This window comes from Streptomyces viridifaciens, assembly GCF_001888885.2.
Lineage (GTDB): Bacteria > Actinomycetota > Actinomycetes > Streptomycetales > Streptomycetaceae > Kitasatospora > Kitasatospora aureofaciens.
Genome location: NZ_CP090841.1, coordinates 7579466 through 7595669 on the forward strand (window position 1 = coordinate 7579466; position 16204 = coordinate 7595669).

The following is a 16204-nucleotide window of genomic DNA, read 5'->3' on the forward strand; positions in this document are numbered from 1 at the left end:
CACGGTTCACGCGCTCGGGGCGCCGCCCTCCACCAACTCGCCGTCCGCCAGCCGCAGCCAGCGGTCGACGCCGATGCCGGCCAGGAAGCGTTCGTCGTGACTGACCACCAGGAAGGCGCCCTGGTAGGAGTTGAGGGCGCCTTCGAGCTGCCCGACGCTGACCAGGTCCAGGTTGTTCGTCGGCTCGTCCAGCAGCAGCAGCTGGGGCGCGGGCTCGGCGCACAGCACGCAGGCCAGGGTGGCGCGCAGCCGCTCGCCGCCGGACAGCGCCCGGACGGGCAGGTGGGCCCGGGCGCCGCGGAACAGGAAGCGGGCGAGCAGGTTCATCCGCTCGGCCTCCGGCCGCTCCGGCGCGGCGGCGGCGAAGTTCTCCGCCACCGTGCGGTCCGGGTCCAGCAGGTCCAGGCGCTGGGAGAGGTGGGCGACCCGGCCGTCGGCCCGCTTGACCTGCCCGCCGTCCGGGGTGAGGTCGCCGACCAGCAGCCGCAGCAGGGTGGTCTTGCCGGCCCCGTTGGCGCCGGACAGGGCGATCCGCTCCGGACCTCGAACGGTCAGGTCGACGCCGCCCCCGGCGAACAGTGGGGCGCCGCCGCGCAGCACCTGGAGGTGTTCGCCGATGAAGAGGTCGCGGCCGCTCGGCACCTTGGTGCCGGACAGGTCGAGGGTGAGGCGCTGTTCGTCGCGCACGGCGCGCCCCGCCTCGTCGAGCCGGGCCTTGGCCTCGTCGACCCGGGCGGCGTGCATCTGGCCGGCCCGCCCGGCGGACTCCTGGGCGCCGCGCTTCATGTTCCCGGCGAAGATGCGGGGCAGCCCGGCGCTCTTGAGGTTGCGGGCGGCGTTGCCCGCCCGGCGCTCGGCGCGTTCGCGGGCCTGCTGCATCTCCCGCTTCTCCCGCTTGAGCTCCTGCTCGGCGTTGCGGACGTTCTTCTCCGCGACCTCCCGCTCGGCCTGGACGGCCTGCTCGTAGGCGGTGAAGTCGCCGCCGTAGAGCCGCAGTTCGTGCGAGTCGAGTTCGGCGATCCGGTCCATCCGGTCGAGCAGGGCGCGGTCGTGGCTGACCAGCAGGAGGCAGCCGCCGAAGTCCTCCAGCGCGTCGTACAGCCGGTGGCGGGCCCCGAGGTCGAGGTTGTTGGTGGGTTCGTCGAGCAGCAGGACGTCCGGCCGCTTGAGCAGTTGGGCGGCGAGGCCCAGTTGCACGATCTGGCCGCCGCTGAGGGCTGCCAGGCCCCGGTCGAGGCGCAGGGCGCCGAGGCCGAGGCGTTCGAGCTGGGCACGGCAGCGCTCCTCGATGTCCCAGTCGTCACCGATGGTGGTGAAGTGCTCCTCGGCGACGTCCCCCGCCTCCACGGCGTCGATCGCCCGGATCACCTCGGCGACGCCGAGCACCTCGGCGACGGTGAGGTCGGCCGTCAGCGGGAGGTCCTGGGGGAGGTAGCCGGCCGTGCCGGTGACCGTCACCGAGCCGGCCGCCGGGCGCAGTTGACCGGCGATCAGCTTGAGCAGCGTGCTCTTGCCCGAACCGTTGGGCGCGACCAGGCCGGTGCGGCCGGGGCCGACGGTGAAGGAGAGGTTCTGGAAGACGGGGGTGTCGTCGGGCCAGGCGAAGGACAGCTGGGACGCGACGATGGATGCGAAGGACATGGGAACGACCCGGAAGGTGAGCGGGCGGAAACGAGTCCGGCCCGGGAAAGACAGGGGGACTGGGGTACGACGAGTCCGACCGCTGCACCGGGCGCCCTGCACCCGCAACGGCCGTCAAGTCCGGGTCTCACCCGGAGATGTCGTCGTCACCCGCCATGTCTGCTGCACTCCTCCGAAGGGGTTGGTTCGCCAGCGTAGCAGTCCACTTCGCCGGGCGCCGCCCGTTTTTCCGCGCGGGTTCGGGGCCCGTGCGGTGAACGGAACGGCCCCGGCCCGGTGGGCTCCGGCCTCAGGGGTGGCCGGCGTCAGAGGTGGTCGGCGTCGACGACGGCCTGGGCGAAGGCGGTCGGCGCCTCCTGGGGGACGTTCTGGCCGATACCGGCCAGCGTCCGGTGCTCCGACTGTGTTCGCCGACGTCGACAACTCGATGCGGATCGCCCAGGAGGAGATCTTCGGCCCGGTCCTGGTGGTCATCCCCTACGAGGGCGAGGACGACGCCGTCCGGATCGCCAACGACTCCGAGTACGGTCTGTCCGGCGGCGTCTGGTCCACCAGCGAGGAGCACACGGACGGCTTCTGGCGGCGGGTGATGCCCGACGCGATGTCGCTCCTGGGGCACGCGCTCGCCACCGTCTGAGCCCTCGGCAGCCTCCGGAACGACCGTCAGCTGTTCCACCGGTGTTCAACCACGCGGTCTCGACTCCGTCCCGTCAACCCCCTACCTTCCCTGGGGGACTGCGAGAAGGAGCCATGGAAGACACCCAACCTGCCGTACGGGCACGCGGATTGACGAAGTGCTTCGGTGACGTCGTGGCGCTCGACGAGGTCGGGCTGGAGCTGGTACCCGGGCGGATCCACGGGCTGGCCGGGCCGAACGGCGCCGGGAAGACCACGCTGCTGGGGCTGCTGCTCGGGCTGGCCGTCGCCGACGGCGGCGAGCTGGAGGTGCTGGGCAGACCGGTCGGACGGGCACTCGCGGCGCCGGACGGGGTCGCCGGATTCGTCGACGGCCCCGGCCTGTACCCGTCGCTGACCGCCCGGAAGAACCTGGCCGCGCTGGCGGCGCTGCGCGGTCAGGACACCGGGGCCCGGCGGATCGACGAGGTGCTGGCCGAGGTCGGGCTGACCGACGTCGCCGACGACCGGGTGCGGGGCTTCTCGCTGGGCATGCGACAGCGGCTCGGCCTGGCCGCCGCGCTGCTCACCGAGCCGCGGCTGCTGGTGCTCGACGAGCCCTCCAACGGCCTGGACCCGGCGGGCAAGCAGCACGTGCACGGGGCGCTGCGCCGGCTCGCGGACAACGGCGTGACGGTCGTGCTGTCCAGCCACCGGATGGACGACCTGGAGGCGCTCTGCTCCGAGGTGACGATCCTCGCGACCGGGCGGGTGCGATTCTCCGGCCCGCTGGGCACGTTGGCCGTCGAGACCCGCGCGCTCGACCACCGGCTGCTCACCTCCGACCTGCGCACCGCGCGGCTGGTGGCCGCCGGGGCTGCCGGGGTGACGGTCCTGGACGGGGACGTCGCGTGGCGCGGCACGGAGGTCCTGGTGGTGCGCGCCACCGCGCCGGCCGTCGAACAGCTGGTGGCGGCGCTGGTACGGGAGGGCGTAGGGGTGCGCGAGGTCGCCCCCGTCGTGTCGCCGCTGGAGGCCGCGTACCTCGCCCTCACCCAGGAGCAGCGCACCGAGGAGCAGCAGGAGTACGGGCGATGAGCACGGTCACGGCCGGGAAGGCGGCGGCCGGTCCGGCCGCCGGGCCCGCGACGCGCCGGGTGCCGGTGGGCCGGGTGTACCGCTTCGAGCTGGTCAAGCTCGTCTCGCAGTGGCGGATCCGCCTGCTGGTGCTGGCCTGCTGGGCGCTGCCCGGGCTGTTCGTGGCGGCCGTGGCCCAGCAGGGGACACTGCCCTCCGACACCCTGTTCGGCCGCTGGATGCACGCCACCGGCTGGGCCGGTCCGTTGGTGGTGCTGGGCTTCGCCGGCTCCTGGGCGCTGCCGCTGCTGACCTCGGTGGTCGCGGGCGACGTGTTCGCCGCCGAGGACCGCCTCGGGACATGGCGGCACCTGCTGGTGGCGGTCCGCTCACCGCGGCGGATCTTCCTGGCCAAGACCCTGGCGGGCGCGACCGTGCTCGCGCTGCTGGTGGCCGGGCTGGTGGCCTCCAGTACGGTCGGCGGGCTGGCGGCGGTCGGCAACCGGCCGCTGGTCGGCGTCGACGGGCACCAGCTGGCCCCGTCCGACGCGGCCGCGTCGGTCCTGCTGGCCTGGGCCTGCGCGCTGGCGCCCACCCTGGCGCTGGCGGCGCTCGGGCTGCTCGGCTCCGTCGTCCTGGGTCGCTCCCCGATGGGGCTGCTCGTCCCCGCGCTGTCCGCGGTCGCGATGCAGCTGGCCCAGATGCTGCCGCTGCCGGTGGCGCTGCGCCTCGCGCTGCCCGGCTACGCCTTCGTCTCGTGGAACGGTTTGTTCGCCGATCCGGCACGTCTGACCGAGCTGCTGATCGCCGTCGCGGTGAGCCTGGTGTGGGCGGTGGTGGCGACCACCGCGGCCCGTGTGCTGTTCCTCCGGCGGGACTTCACCAACGGCAGCGAGGACGGCGGCGGTCGCCGGGCGCTCGCCTTCGGGGCGGCCCCGCTGGCCGGGCTGCTGGCGCTGACCTTCGGCGCGGTCGCCGTGGCCACGCCCTCGACCGGGTCGGGGATCACCCAGGCGAAGGTGCAGCGCACGGTCACCACCGTGTTCGCGCACCTGTACCGGCTGCAGACCGAGCAGTTGCACCGCCCCACCGTCACCGAGGCCGACCTGCGGGTCACGGCGGACTGCGGCCGGGGCGACGGCCAGGTCGACCCGGAGGGGCCGGGCAACGACTGGCGCTGCACCGTCACCTGGCACCTGCCCGGTACTGCCGCTCCGGGGACGGCGATCTACCAGCTGGACGTCGCCTCGGACGGGCGGGTGATGGCGGACGGGGACGGCCCGAAGGAAGTGAACGGCTACTTCCTGGTGCACACCGGGGCCGGCGACGCGCCGAACCCGCTCTGGCAGTTCGACGGCCAGGTCGACCTGCTCGCCTCCCCGACCGGCTGACCGGGCACCAGCGCCGGCACCGGCACCGGCACACCGAAGCTCCCACGCTCCCACGCATCCCCGCGCGCTCACCACGAAGCGCGCACTCACAACGAAGGGCTGACGCCATGCAGGTAACGCGTCGTCGACGTGTCCGCAACGAGCACCCCGGGCGCCCCGGCCGGCGGTCGGGCCGCCGGGCCGTGCTGGCCACGGCGTGCATCACGGCGGTGGCCGTGGCCACCGGCACGGCCTTCGCGGCCACCCACCAGTTCGGCAACGACCAGGTCGGCCAGGTCACCGCCGACGGCCAGGTGATCTCCAGCGACCAGTACCTGGCCCCGTACGGCGACCGGCTGGTGATCAACAACGGCAAGATCATGGGCTCCCGGGTCAGCCCGGACGGCACCCACCTGGCCGCCTCGCTCGCCGACGGCGACGCCTCGCTGGTCGTGGTGGACCTGAGGACCGGCAAGGTGCAGCAGCGTGCGGGCAAGGCAAGGACGGCCGACCTGAAGCTGACCGACGGCTCGGTCGGCCAGGAGGCCCCGGTCTACTCGCCGGACGGCAGGCAGCTCTGGCTGGGCCAGCTCGACGGCTACACCCGGTTCACCGTCAAGGCCGACGGTTCCCTGGCCGACCCGGTGAAGGTGGCGATCCCGGCCGACGGCGACAAGCACGCGCTTGCCTCCGGCGCGGTGTTCTCCGCCGACGGCTCGACGCTGTACGCGGCGGTCAACGGCCAGAACCGGGTGGTCGCGATCAACACGGCCACCGGCGCGCTCGGGCAGAGCTGGACGGTGGGCAACGCGCCCCGCGGCATCGTGCAGGTCGGGCACAAGCTGTACGTCAGCAACGAGGGCGGCCGCCCCGCCACCCCCGACGACGACACCCTCAACTCCTACGGCACCCAGGTCCCGGCCGACCCGGACACCGGCGCCGCGACCTCGGGCACCGTCAGCGTGATCGACCTCTCCGCCCCGTCCGCCGCCGTCGGCTCGATCGACGTCGGCCTGCACCCGACCGCGGTGTACGCCAAGAACGGGACGGTCTTCGTCGCCGACACCTCCTCCGACCAGGTGTCGGTCATCGACACCGGGCGCGACAAGGTGGTGCAGCGGATCTCCACCAAGCCGTGGCCGGAGGCCTCGGTGGGCTATGAGCCGACGGCGGTGACCCTCACCGACGACGGACGCCTGCTGGTCACCCTCGGCCGCGCCAACGCGGTGGCGGTCTACCGCTTCACCAGCGCCCAGGAGCCGGTGAGTTACGTCGGCCTGCTGCCCACCGACTACTTCCCGGCCGAGGTCACCACCGTCGGCCCGAAGGTGGTCGTCTCCAACACCCGCGGCATCGATGCCCGGCGCCCCAACTCCACCGGCGCCCACAACACCCACGACACCACCTCCAGCCTGACCCAGTTCACCCTGCCGGGCGACAAGGAGATCCGCTCCCAGACCGAGAAGGTCTTCCAGCAGAACGGCTGGACGAAGAACGCGGTTCGGACGGCCGACCGGCGCGGGGCTAAGCCCGTGGCCGTACCGGCCCGGATCGGCGACCCGTCGACGATCAAGCACGTCTTCCTGATCGTCAAGGAGAACCGGACCTACGACCAGGTCTTCGGCGACATCGGCAAGGGCAACGGTGACCCGAAGCTGGCCCAGTTCGGCGCCAACGTGACGCCCAACCAGCAGGCGCTGGCCAAGCAGTTCGGGCTCTACGACAACACCTACGACATCGGCACCAACTCCGCCGAGGGCCACAACTGGCTGATGCAGGCGGACAACCCGGAGTACACCGAGTCCTCCGCGGGCGAGTACGAGCGCAGCTACGACACCGAGGACGACGCCCTGGGGCACCAGCGCTCGGGCTTCCTGTGGACGGGCGCGCAGGCGGCCGGCCAGGACGTGCGCGACTTCGGCGAGTTCCACCAGTTCCTGACCAAGCCCGACGGCGCGAACTGGCAGAACCTGTACTGCGACGCCAAGAACATGGACGCGACCGGCGACGACACCGCCTACCCGCTCAACTCCTCCTCGCCGATCCCGTCGCTCAACGACGTGTCGGTGCCCGGCTTCCCCAAGTTCGACCTCGACGTGCCCGACCAGTACCGCTACCAGATCTGGAAGCAGGACTTCGAGCAGAACGGCCCGGCCGCGCTCAACATGCTCTGGCTGTCCAGCGACCACACCGGCGGGCCGGCCAGCCCGGCCGCGCAGGTCGCCGACAACGACCTGGCGGTCGGCAGGATCGTCCAGGAGATCTCGCACAGCGAGTACTGGAAGGACTCCGCGATCTTCGTGGTCGAGGACGACTCCCAGGCCGGCCTGGACCACGTGGACGGCCACCGCGCCCCGATCCAGATCATCAGCCCCTGGGCCCAGCACGGCGCCGTCGACAGCCGCTACTACTCGCAGATCACCATGGTCCGCACCATCGAGCAGATCCTCGGGATCCACCCGATGAACCAGAAGGACAGCGCGGCCACGCCGATGGCCACGGCCTTCACCGACAAGCCCGACTACACCCCGTTCACCGCGGTGCCCAACCGGACCTCGCTGACCGACGGCCTGAAGACCCCGCCCTCCTGCGGCGTCGACGTGCCCGGCGGGGCCCAGGACCGCAGCGCGGTGGCGGCGCCGGTGACCGCCGCCCCGCCGGCGGCCGAGCAGGGCGTCGCCGCCCAGTGGGACACCTGGAAGTCCAAGCAGCACCTGACCGGCCCCAACGCCGCCCCGGACCGCGCGAACCCGGCCCAGATGAACCACCTGACCTGGTACCAGACCCACAACTGGACCACGCCGTACCCGGGCGAGGACGAGATCCACACCCCGGACGACGTCCCCGGCGCCTACATCCCCTCCGCCGAGAACGACGGCTGACACCCTCCCCGAGGACCGTGAACGGGCCCCGGAGCGGCTCCAACCGGTCCGGGGCCCGTACGTGTCCCATCGAGGACAGGGCCCTACGAGCGCACCGCCGCGCCCGTCCAGGCCCGGTTGCCGAGGAGGGTCTTGATGTCCGAGGCGAGCCCGTTGTCGGGGTTCACCAGGAAGCCCAGCTCGTAGAGGGTGTTCTTGTCCCAGTTGGTGGTGAGCAGCCGGATCGGGACGTCGCCGGGGTGGGCCTGGAGTGCGAGCTTGAGCTCGGCGACCATCTGGGGGGTGATCCGGTGGACCGGGACGGTGATCTGGACCGGCGGCTTGGTGCCGAGTTCGGCGGAGGAGACGTCGAGGGTGGTGATCTCCTGGCCGAAGACGCTCAGCGAGCCGTCGCGCTCGTTGAGCCGGCCGCGGATCGAGATCACGTTGTCCTCGATCATCTGGTCGGCCATCAGGTTGTAGGTCGCGGGGAAGAACAGCACCTCGACCGAGCCGTCGCGGTCGGCGAGGGTGATGATCGCCCAGGCGTTGCCCGCCTTGTTGATCCGCCGGTCGACGCCGGTGATCAGCCCGGACAGCCGGACCTCGCCCTCGGAGCGGCCGGAGCCGAGGAGTTCGGCGATCGAGGTGTCGCGGTTCTGGGACAGGATGTGCTCGGCGCCGTCGAGCGGGTGGCTGGAGACGTACAGGCCGAGCATCTCCCGCTCCAGGGCGAGGAGTTGGCGCCGAGGCCACTCGTTGTCGGTGAGCTGGAAGTCCAGTCCGATGCCGGGCCCGCCGCCGTCGCCGGGGTCGAGGGCGCCGAACAGGTCGTCCTGGCCGATGGCCTGCTGCTTCTTCAGCCCGGTGACGGAGTCGATCGCGCTCTCGTGGACGCTGCTGAGCGAGAGCCGGGTGTGGCCGAGCGAGTCGAAGGCGCCCGCCTTGATCAGGGAGTCGACGGTGCGCTTGTTGCAGACCACCAGCTCGACCTTGTCCAGGAAGTCGGCGAAGGAAGTGTACTTGCCCTTCTCTTCCCGGGTGCCGACCAGCGACTCGATCACGGGCACGCCGACGTTGCGCACGGCCTTGAGGCCGAAGCGGACGTCGCTGCCGACGGCGGTGAAGTCGACCACCGACTCGTTGACGTCGGGGGAGAGGATCTTGATGCCCATCTGCCGGCACTCGGCCAGGTAGACGGCCATCTTGTCCTTGTCGTCGGCGACGGAGGTGAGCAGCGCGGCCATGTACTCGGCCGGGTAGTTGGCCTTCAGGTAGGCGGTGTGGTAGGAGACCAGGCCGTAGGCGGCGGAGTGCGACTTGTTGAACGCGTAGCCGGCGAACGGGACCAGGACGTCCCAGACCGCCTGGATGGCCTCGTCGGAATAGCCGCGCTCCTTGCAGCCCGCGTGGAAGGGCACGAACTCCTTCTCCAGCACCTCCTTCTTCTTCTTGCCCATCGCGCGGCGCAGCAGGTCTGCCTGGCCGAGTGAGTAGCCGGCCAGCACCTGGGCCGCTCGCTGGACCTGCTCCTGGTAGACGATCAGGCCGTAGGTGGGGCCGAGGACGTCCTTGAGCGGTTCCTCCAGCTCGGGGTGGATCGGGATGATCTCCTGCTGGGCGTTCTTGCGCAGCGCGTAGTTGGTGTGCGAGTTCATGCCCATCGGGCCGGGCCGGTACAGCGCGGAGACGGCGGAGATGTCGGCGAACTCGGTGGGCTTCATCAGCTTGAGCAGGGCGCGCATGGGGCCGCCGTCGAGCTGGAACACGCCCAGGGTGTCGCCGCGGGCGAGCAGCTGGTAGGTGGTGGGGTCGTCGATCGGGATCTTCTCGATGTCGACGTCGATGCCCCGGTTGGCCTTCACGATCTTGATGCAGTGGTCGATGATGCCCAGGTTCCGCAGACCCAGGAAGTCCATCTTGATCAGGCCCATGGCTTCGCAGGACGGGTAGTCGAAGCCGGTGATGATCACCCCGTCCTTGTCCCGCATGTGCAGCGGGATCAGGTCGAGCAGCGGGGTGGAGGAGAGGATGACGGCGGCCGCGTGCACGCCGGTGCCGCGGATCAGGCCCTCGATGCCGCGCCCGGTGTCGATGATCTTCTTGACGTCCGGTTCGTTCTGGTACAGCGCCCGGATCTCGGTGCCCTCGTTGTACCGGGCGTGCTTCTCGTCGAACAGGTCGGCCAGCGGCACGCCCTTGCCCATGACGTCCGGCGGCATCGCCTTGGTGATCCGGTCGCCCATCGAGAACGGGTAGCCCAGGATGCGGTTGGCGTCCTTGACGGCGGCCTTGGCCTTGATGGTGCCGAAGGTGTTCACCTGCGCCGTGTACGCGGCGCCGTACTTCTCGGTGACGTAGCGCACCATCTGGTCGCGCTGGCGGTCGTCGAAGTCGATGTCGACGTCCGGGGGGTTGATGCGCTCGGGGTTGAGGAAGCGCTCGAACAACAGGTCGTGCTCCAGCGGGTCCAGTTGGGTGATCCCGGTCAGGTAGGCGATCATCGAGCCGGCGGCCGAGCCACGGCCGGGGCCGACCGGGATGCCGTTGTCCCGGCCGTACTGGCAGATGTCGGCGACCACGAGGAAGTAGGCGTCGAACCCCATCGGGGTGATGACGCCCATCTCCAGCTCGATCCGGTCCAGCACCTCCTGGCTCGGGTTGTCGCCGTAGCGGTGCTTCAGCCCGACCTCGATCTTCTTGCGCAGGTAGGAGGCCTGGGTCTCGCCCTCGGGCACGTCGAACTGGGGCATCCGGTCGACGTAGGTGAAGACCTCCTCGTACGACTCGACCCGCTCGGCGATCGCCAGGGTGTTGTCGCAGGCCTCCGGCAGTTCGCGGAAGAGCGCGCGCATCTCCTCGGCGGTCTTCACGTAGTAGCCGGTGCCCTGGAACTTGAAGCGGTTCGGGTCGTCCTTGTTCTTGCCCACGCCGACGCAGAGCAGGCTGTCGTGGGCGTCGGCCTGGTCAGCGGTGACGTAGTGGGAGTCGTTGGTGGCCAGCAGCGGGATGTTCAGCTGCTTGGCCAGCCGCAGCAGGTCCTCGCGGACGTCGCGCTCGATGTCCAGGCCGTGGTCCATCAGCTCCAGGAAGTAGTTCTCCTTCCCGAAGATGTCCTGGTACGCGGCGGCGGCCTTGACCGCCTCCTCGTACTGGCCCAGCCGCAGCCGGGTCTGCACCTCGCCGGAGGGGCAGCCGGTGGTCGCGATGATGCCGCCGGCGTTGGCGGCGATCAGCTCGCGGTCCATCCGGGGCTTCATGTAGTAGCCCTCCATCGACGCGAGGGAGGACAGCTTGAAGAGGTTCCGCAGGCCGGTCGCGTTCTGCGCCCACATCGTCATGTGGGTGTAGCGGCCGCCGCCGGAGACGTCCTTGCCGCCCTCACCGTCGGCGCCGGTCGGGCGCTGGCCGCCCGGCGACCAGAACACCTGCTTTTTCAGGAAGCGCGAGCCGGGGGCGACGTACGCCTCGATGCCGATGATCGGCTTCACGCCGGTCTTCGCGGCGGCGTGGAAGAACTCGTACGCGCCGAACATGTTGCCGTGGTCGCTCATCGCGATGGCGGGCATGCCCTGTCTCTCCGCCTCGGCGAACAGCTTGCCATTCTTCGCCGCCCCGTCCAGCATCGAGTACTCGGTGTGGACGTGCAGGTGCGCGAAGCTGTCGGACACGGCGCTGCTCTCCTTGGTGGGCGTCGGTAGGGCGAAGCGGTCCACGCTAGCGGGTCGGCGCGCGCGACGCACGACGGGCTGACGGACCGCCCTGCGACGGCCCGGCAGCCCGTGCGGGGGAACCGTCAGGCGCTCGGCCGGGCCTCGGCGAGGCCGGGGATCTCGGCGGCGCTGGCCAGCACGTGGGTCTGCGGGTGCCCGTCGAAGTCGGCGCGGCCGAGCTCCCCGGTCAGCACCCCGACGACCACGCCGGCCCCGGCGTTGCGCCCGGCCTCGACGTCGACCACGGTGTCACCGGCCGTCAGCACCCGGCGGGTGTCGATCACCCCGGTCTTCTGCATCGCCCGGTGGATCATGTACGGGGCCGGACGGCCGCGCGGCACCTCGTCCGAGGTCACCACCGCGTCAAGGTTGCCGCCCTCGCCGGTGGACCAGCCGAGCGACTCCAGCAGCGGGTACGCGACGTCGCCGCTGAAGCCGGTGGTGAGCGCGACCTTGATCCCGCGGCGGCGCAGCTCGGCCAGCGCCTCCTCGACCCCGGGGACGGCCTGTGGGGGAGTGGTCCGGTAGGCCTCGCGCAGGTACTCCGCGAAGGCCGCGTAGCTCTCCTCCACCAGCTCCGGGGTCGGGGTGCCGCCGCCGAGGCGGACCAGGGCGGCGATGGCCTCGCGCTTGTCGGTGCCCATCCAGGCCTGGAGGTCGGCCTCGGCGACGGCCACACCGTTGCGTTCGACGGCGGTGCGCAGCGCCCGGTAGACGGCGCCGGACTCGTTGATGGTGGTCCCGGCCATGTCCAGGGCGGCGAGCTCGATCACGGTGTCAGTCCTCTTCGGTGCGGTAGCGGCCGATGACGGTACGGCCTTCGATGGTGTTCTCGATGGTGAAGGTGGCCATGGCGGGCAGGTAGCGGTCGTCGGCGTCCTCCAGCGGCACGCCCAGGCGGGAGGTGGTGAGCCGGCGTACCCGCAGCAGCGGGGCTCCGGCGTCGACCCGCAGCAGTTCGGCGTCGCGCGGCCCGGCGGCGACGGCGTCGATGGTGTGCCGCGCGTGGTGGAGGTCGACCTCGCGGCGCAGCAGTTCCTGGTAGACGGAGCCGGTGTCCGGGTCGAAGTCGAACAGGATGCGGCCGACCTCGTGGACGAAGGTGGAGCGCTCCAGCATGGCCGGGACGCCGTCCAGCAGCCGCAGCCGGACGAGTTCGACGACCGGCTCGTCCTGCGCGAGGCCCAGCCGGACCGCCGCCTCCGGGGAGGCCCGGCGGCGGGCGACCTCGAGGGTGTGCTGCCCGGGCTCGCGGCCGATGCTGCGGGCCCACTGGGTGAAGGACAGGAAGGTGTCGAAGGGCTGGGAGGGCGTGGTGCGACGGGCCACGGGCGGCTTCCCGCGCCCGCCGACCAGGCTGCCCGCGCTGCGCAGCATGGCCAGGGCTTGGCGGACCGGCCCCCGGGAGGTGCCGAACTCGGCGCAGAGCTGCGACTCGCTGGGCACCGGCTCGCCCTCGGGCCACTCGCCGGACTCGATGCGGCGCTGGAACTCGGCGCCGAGCCGTTGGTGGAGGGGGAGGTCCTCACTTGTCTTCACAAGTCGACTATGGCACCCGGGCCCAGGACTTCTCAAGACCGATCGAGCTGCGGATTCTCCTGTTCACCCGGCAGATCACTGAGATCGTCGGGCGGATGAACAGTCGGTAACTTGTACATACATGTCTTGACGCCAGCGCCCGCCCGCCCGGAAGCTGGACCCATGAGCAGCAGCACCCCACCCGTGACCTCCCCCACCACCCCGCGCAGCGATGTGGTGATCGTCGGCGCCGGAATCATCGGCCTCGCCCACGCCTTCGAGGCGCTGAGCAACGGACTCTCCGTCACCGTCCTCGACCGCGACCGGCGGCCGGTCGGCGCCTCCGTCCGCAACTTCGGCCACTGCTGCATCAGCGCCCAGGACGGCGAACTGCTCGCCCTCGCCCAGCGCTCCCGGCCGGGCTGGCTGCGCGCCGCCGAGGCGTCCGGCATCTGGGCCGCGGAGGCCGGCACCCTGGTGGTCGCCCGGTCGGCGACCGAGGCGGCCGTCCTGGAGGAACTGCACGCCGAACGCGGCGGCGACGCGGTGCGGTTGCGCAGCGCCGCCCAGACGGCCGAGGCGCTCGGCCGGGCGGCGGGCGAGGACGGCGACCTGGTGGGCGGCGCGGTGCTGCCCGCCGACCTGCGGGTCGACCCGCGCGAGGCGGCGCCCGGCCTGGCCCGCTGGGTGGCCGAGCAGCCACGGGGCCGCATCCTGTGGGGCACCGCCGTCACCGGCGTCGAGTCCGGCACCGTGCACACCACCCGCGGCCCGGTCCACGGCGACCGCAATCTGGTCTGCGTCGGCCACGACCTGGACTACCTGCTCCCCGACGTCGCCGAGGACCACGGGATCCAGCGCTGCCGGCTGACCATGGCCCGGGCCGCCGCCCCGGAGGGCTTCCGCACCGACTCCGCGGTGCTGACCGCCACCTCGATGCTGCGCTACGACGCCTTCACCGCCCGGCCATCGGCTGCCCGGCTGCGGGAGGAGGTGCTCGGCCACAGCGCGGAGCTGCTGGAGATCGGCGCGAACGTGATGTTCACCCGCCAGCCGGACGGCACCCTGCTGATCGGCGACTCGCACCACTATGACGCCACCACCCCGCCGTTCGTCGACGAGCGCACCTACGAGCTGCTGATCGACGCCGTCGCCCGGGTGCTGGGCGTGCCGCGGCTGCGGATCCTGGAGCGCTGGCAGGGCGTCTACGCCAGCAGCCCCCGCGGGCCGCTGCTGGTGCGCGACCTGGCCCCGGGGGTGCGGGCCATCTCGGTCACCTCGGGCATCGGGATGACCCTCTCCTTCGGCCTCGCGGCCGCCACCTTCGACGGCACCCTCGCCGCGACGGCCTGAGCCGCTGCCCATCGGTGCTCGGAAGTCCCGTCGGTGCTCGAAGGCGGTCGGTGCTCGGAAGGTGGTCGTGCTCAGAAGGACGAGTGGGCGAACCAGTGCGCCAGCAGTTCCTGGTCGCCGGAGAGCTCGACACCGGCGGTGTCGCGGTCGAGGCGCCCGTACAGCATGAGCAGCAGTTCGGCGGCGGTGGCGCGGACGGTGGCAGCGGCCTCCGTGTCGGTGTCGGCGTGGTCGAGGCCGAAGCCGTCGGGGCGCAGCCGGACCAGCCAGTCGCCCTCGCCGTCGGTGCGGGCGAAGCGGACGGTCCGGTTCTCGGCGCGCAGTTCGGCCGTCGCGGGGGCGAAGAAGGCGGCGAAGGGCAGGTTGGTCAGGAACTCGTCCACCCCGTCGGCCGCGAGGGCCGGGTCGATCTCCGGCTCCAGTCCGAGCGCGCGTTCGGCGTCGACCCGGTGGACGAGGGTCTCGAACAGCATCCGGCGCACCCAGAACCGGGCGTGCTGGTCGGCGCCCCAGGCCCACATCGGCGCGTCGAGGTCGCCCTCGGCGAAGGCCGCGGCGGCCTGTTCGGCGGCCTCGGCCAGCCAGGCCGGGTAGTCCTCCGGCCGCTCGGGCAGCCGCAGGTCGACGTCCCGGCTGCGCGGCGGCTCCTGGATCCGCTGGCGCAGCAGGACGGTGAACCAGCGCTGCACGCTGCCGGTGTGGCGGACGAGGTCGGCGAGCGTCCACCCCGGGCAGCCGGGGACCGGGAGGGCGGGGTCGGCCTGCCGCACGGCGGCGACGAAGCGGGCGGTCTCGGCGGCGACGGCGGTGCCGTGGTCCAGCGGGGTCATCAGGGCTGCCTCTCAATTCTTCATGTAGTGAAGCAATTGCGACGACGCTAGGCCTGAAAGGTTGAGGCTGTCAAGTAACTCTCGGGTGCGCTCCGGCCCCGGAGATCGCCGGCCCAGAGGGCGGGTGGCTTCGCCGCAGCGGGACCTACCCCCACGGCCGTACTCACTCGGCGGGCGCCGAGCGGATGGACAGGCCTGGCCGGCGGCGGTGGACGGTGAGGTAGACCAGTCCGTCCCCGCCCGCCGTGACGGACCGCCGGGCGCCGTGCGGCAGCCAGGCCGTGCACCCCGGGGAGAGGTCCTGGCGGCCGTTGGCGGTCTCCAGCCGACCGCTCCCGTCGAGCACCTGGACCAGGACGTCGAGGTCCGGCTCCACGTGCCCGGCGACCTCGGCGTTCGCGGGCAGGCGGATGATGTTCGCGTCCAGCTGGCGGCTCTCCTCCTGGAGGCGCCACAGCGCTCCGCTGCGGTCGGCGGGAGCCTGGTGGAGCAGGGACCCCAGGTGGGCGAGCACACCGGGGCCGGGATCGGACGTCAACGAGGCCTCCTGCGGGCGAGTGGGATCGGCCCGTGGATTCTACGGAGGATCGCACGCGACCCGGACGGCCGGCGGGCCCGGTCGCTGGTCCCACTCGGTGGGCCCGGTCGCTGGTCTCGCTCGGTGGGCCCGGTCGGCGGGCTCAGTCGGTGGCGAGGAGCCGGGCGAGGGCCGCGTCGATGTCCAGGTGGTCGGACTCGGAGCCGGCCGGCACCAGGGTGAAGGAGTCCGAGAGGAACGCCGTGACGAGGTCCTCCGGTGCGCTGACCAGGGACCCGCCGCCGGGCCCCCGCAGGCTGATCAGGACCTCGCCCGCCACCCCCGGACGGACCTTCACGTCGCCGCTGCCGACCGGGCCGAGCCGCCCCTCGTTCAGCAGCTCACGGCTGAAGTACCAGGACACCCGGGCTTCGTCGCCGGTGCACTGGCACGGAGTCAGCGGAAAGGCCAGGCAGGCCGCATAAGGGAGGCTCGCGTCGAAGCGGAGCTCCGCCTCGACCGGAACGTCGGGCGCCGCGCTCTCCGGGAAGGTCACGGACAGCGGGCGGACGGTGGACAACTGCATCGATTCGGCCTCCTGCGATCGCAACGGCCGGCCCGCGGCGGTCCGGCTGCCCATGGCGCCTACCCGGCGCGCCGAGACACAGCCAGGGGCGGACGAATCTCCACAATTCCCTTGCATCACCGG

General features: G+C 71.9%; 12 protein-coding genes. 5 read left to right on the forward strand and 7 right to left on the reverse strand.

Annotated elements, in window-relative coordinates; all coding sequences use genetic code 11:
* Nucleotides 1–6 precede the first annotated feature (6 nt).
* A complete protein-coding gene (locus BOQ63_RS41070; RefSeq protein ID WP_030279378.1) occupies nucleotides 7–1641 on the reverse strand; it encodes an ABC-F family ATP-binding cassette domain-containing protein in 1635 nt (544 codons plus the stop codon).
* A 403-nt stretch (nucleotides 1642–2044) separates the two neighbouring features.
* Here BOQ63_RS41070 and BOQ63_RS41075 point away from each other — a divergent pair, with 403 nt between their 5' ends.
* The 4 genes from BOQ63_RS41075 to BOQ63_RS41090 all read left to right on the forward strand — a co-directional run bounded on the left by BOQ63_RS41075 (nucleotide 2045) and on the right by BOQ63_RS41090 (nucleotide 7585).
* Nucleotides 2045–2278 (forward strand): aldehyde dehydrogenase family protein, encoded by a 234-nt coding sequence (locus BOQ63_RS41075; RefSeq protein WP_030279380.1) that lies wholly within the window; start codon nucleotides 2045–2047, stop codon nucleotides 2276–2278.
* Between the two features lie 113 nt (nucleotides 2279–2391).
* Entirely contained in the window at nucleotides 2392–3354 is a 963-nt protein-coding gene (locus BOQ63_RS41080; protein ID WP_072656020.1) for an ABC transporter ATP-binding protein, read from the forward strand.
* Nucleotides 3351–4724: an ABC transporter permease gene (locus BOQ63_RS41085; protein WP_030279385.1), complete on the forward strand. Its 1374-nt coding sequence runs from the start codon at nucleotides 3351–3353 to the stop codon at nucleotides 4722–4724. Before BOQ63_RS41080 ends, BOQ63_RS41085 begins: the two co-directional genes overlap by 4 nt.
* Before the next feature lie 107 nt (nucleotides 4725–4831).
* Complete coding sequence (locus BOQ63_RS41090) at nucleotides 4832–7585, forward strand: bifunctional YncE/alkaline phosphatase family protein (RefSeq protein ID WP_030279387.1); 2754 nt, start codon at nucleotides 4832–4834, stop codon at nucleotides 7583–7585.
* A gap of 83 nt (nucleotides 7586–7668) precedes the next feature.
* Here BOQ63_RS41090 and dnaE read toward each other — a convergent pair whose 3' ends face one another.
* The 3 genes from dnaE to BOQ63_RS41105 form a co-directional block, all read right to left on the reverse strand.
* Complete coding sequence (gene dnaE / locus BOQ63_RS41095; protein ID WP_072656022.1) at nucleotides 7669–11235, reverse strand: DNA polymerase III subunit alpha; 3567 nt, start codon at nucleotides 11233–11235, stop codon at nucleotides 7669–7671.
* Between the two features lie 125 nt (nucleotides 11236–11360).
* A complete protein-coding gene (locus BOQ63_RS41100) occupies nucleotides 11361–12050 on the reverse strand; it encodes a phosphonatase-like hydrolase (protein ID WP_030279391.1) in 690 nt (229 codons plus the stop codon).
* A 4-nt stretch (nucleotides 12051–12054) separates the two neighbouring features.
* Nucleotides 12055–12816, reverse strand: coding sequence for a GntR family transcriptional regulator (locus tag BOQ63_RS41105; RefSeq protein ID WP_030550426.1), 762 nt, complete (start codon nucleotides 12814–12816; stop codon nucleotides 12055–12057).
* A gap of 162 nt (nucleotides 12817–12978) precedes the next feature.
* Here BOQ63_RS41105 and BOQ63_RS41110 point away from each other — a divergent pair, with 162 nt between their 5' ends.
* Nucleotides 12979–14148, forward strand: a complete 1170-nt coding sequence (locus BOQ63_RS41110) for a TIGR03364 family FAD-dependent oxidoreductase (RefSeq protein WP_454131059.1) — start codon at nucleotides 12979–12981, stop codon at nucleotides 14146–14148.
* Nucleotides 14149–14219: 71 nt separating this feature from the next.
* Here BOQ63_RS41110 and BOQ63_RS41115 read toward each other — a convergent pair whose 3' ends face one another.
* From BOQ63_RS41115 to BOQ63_RS41125, 3 genes are all read right to left on the reverse strand, one after another.
* On the reverse strand, nucleotides 14220–14978 hold the full coding sequence (locus BOQ63_RS41115; protein ID WP_072656024.1) for a maleylpyruvate isomerase family mycothiol-dependent enzyme: 759 nt from the start codon (nucleotides 14976–14978) through the stop codon (nucleotides 14220–14222).
* 163 nt (nucleotides 14979–15141) lie between these two features.
* Nucleotides 15142–15516: a cupin domain-containing protein gene (locus BOQ63_RS41120; RefSeq protein WP_030279399.1), complete on the reverse strand. Its 375-nt coding sequence runs from the start codon at nucleotides 15514–15516 to the stop codon at nucleotides 15142–15144.
* Between the two features lie 142 nt (nucleotides 15517–15658).
* Nucleotides 15659–16081, reverse strand: coding sequence for an SsgA family sporulation/cell division regulator (locus BOQ63_RS41125; protein WP_051746593.1), 423 nt, complete (start codon nucleotides 16079–16081; stop codon nucleotides 15659–15661).
* Nucleotides 16082–16204: the final 123 nt, after the last annotated feature.

Coding starts and splice junctions, on each gene's coding strand:
- BOQ63_RS41070 (WP_030279378.1), bottom strand. CDS start 1,641: ATGTCCTTCGCATCCATCGTCGCGTCCCAGCTGTCCTTCGCCTGGCCC.
- BOQ63_RS41115 (WP_072656024.1), bottom strand. CDS start 14,978: ATGACCCCGCTGGACCACGGCACCGCCGTCGCCGCCGAGACCGCCCGC.
- BOQ63_RS41125 (WP_051746593.1), bottom strand. CDS start 16,081: ATGCAGTTGTCCACCGTCCGCCCGCTGTCCGTGACCTTCCCGGAGAGC.
- BOQ63_RS41080 (WP_072656020.1), top strand. CDS start 2,392: ATGGAAGACACCCAACCTGCCGTACGGGCACGCGGATTGACGAAGTGC.
- BOQ63_RS41090 (WP_030279387.1), top strand. CDS start 4,832: ATGCAGGTAACGCGTCGTCGACGTGTCCGCAACGAGCACCCCGGGCGC.
- BOQ63_RS41085 (WP_030279385.1), top strand. CDS start 3,351: ATGAGCACGGTCACGGCCGGGAAGGCGGCGGCCGGTCCGGCCGCCGGG.
- BOQ63_RS41110 (WP_454131059.1), top strand. CDS start 12,979: ATGAGCAGCAGCACCCCACCCGTGACCTCCCCCACCACCCCGCGCAGC.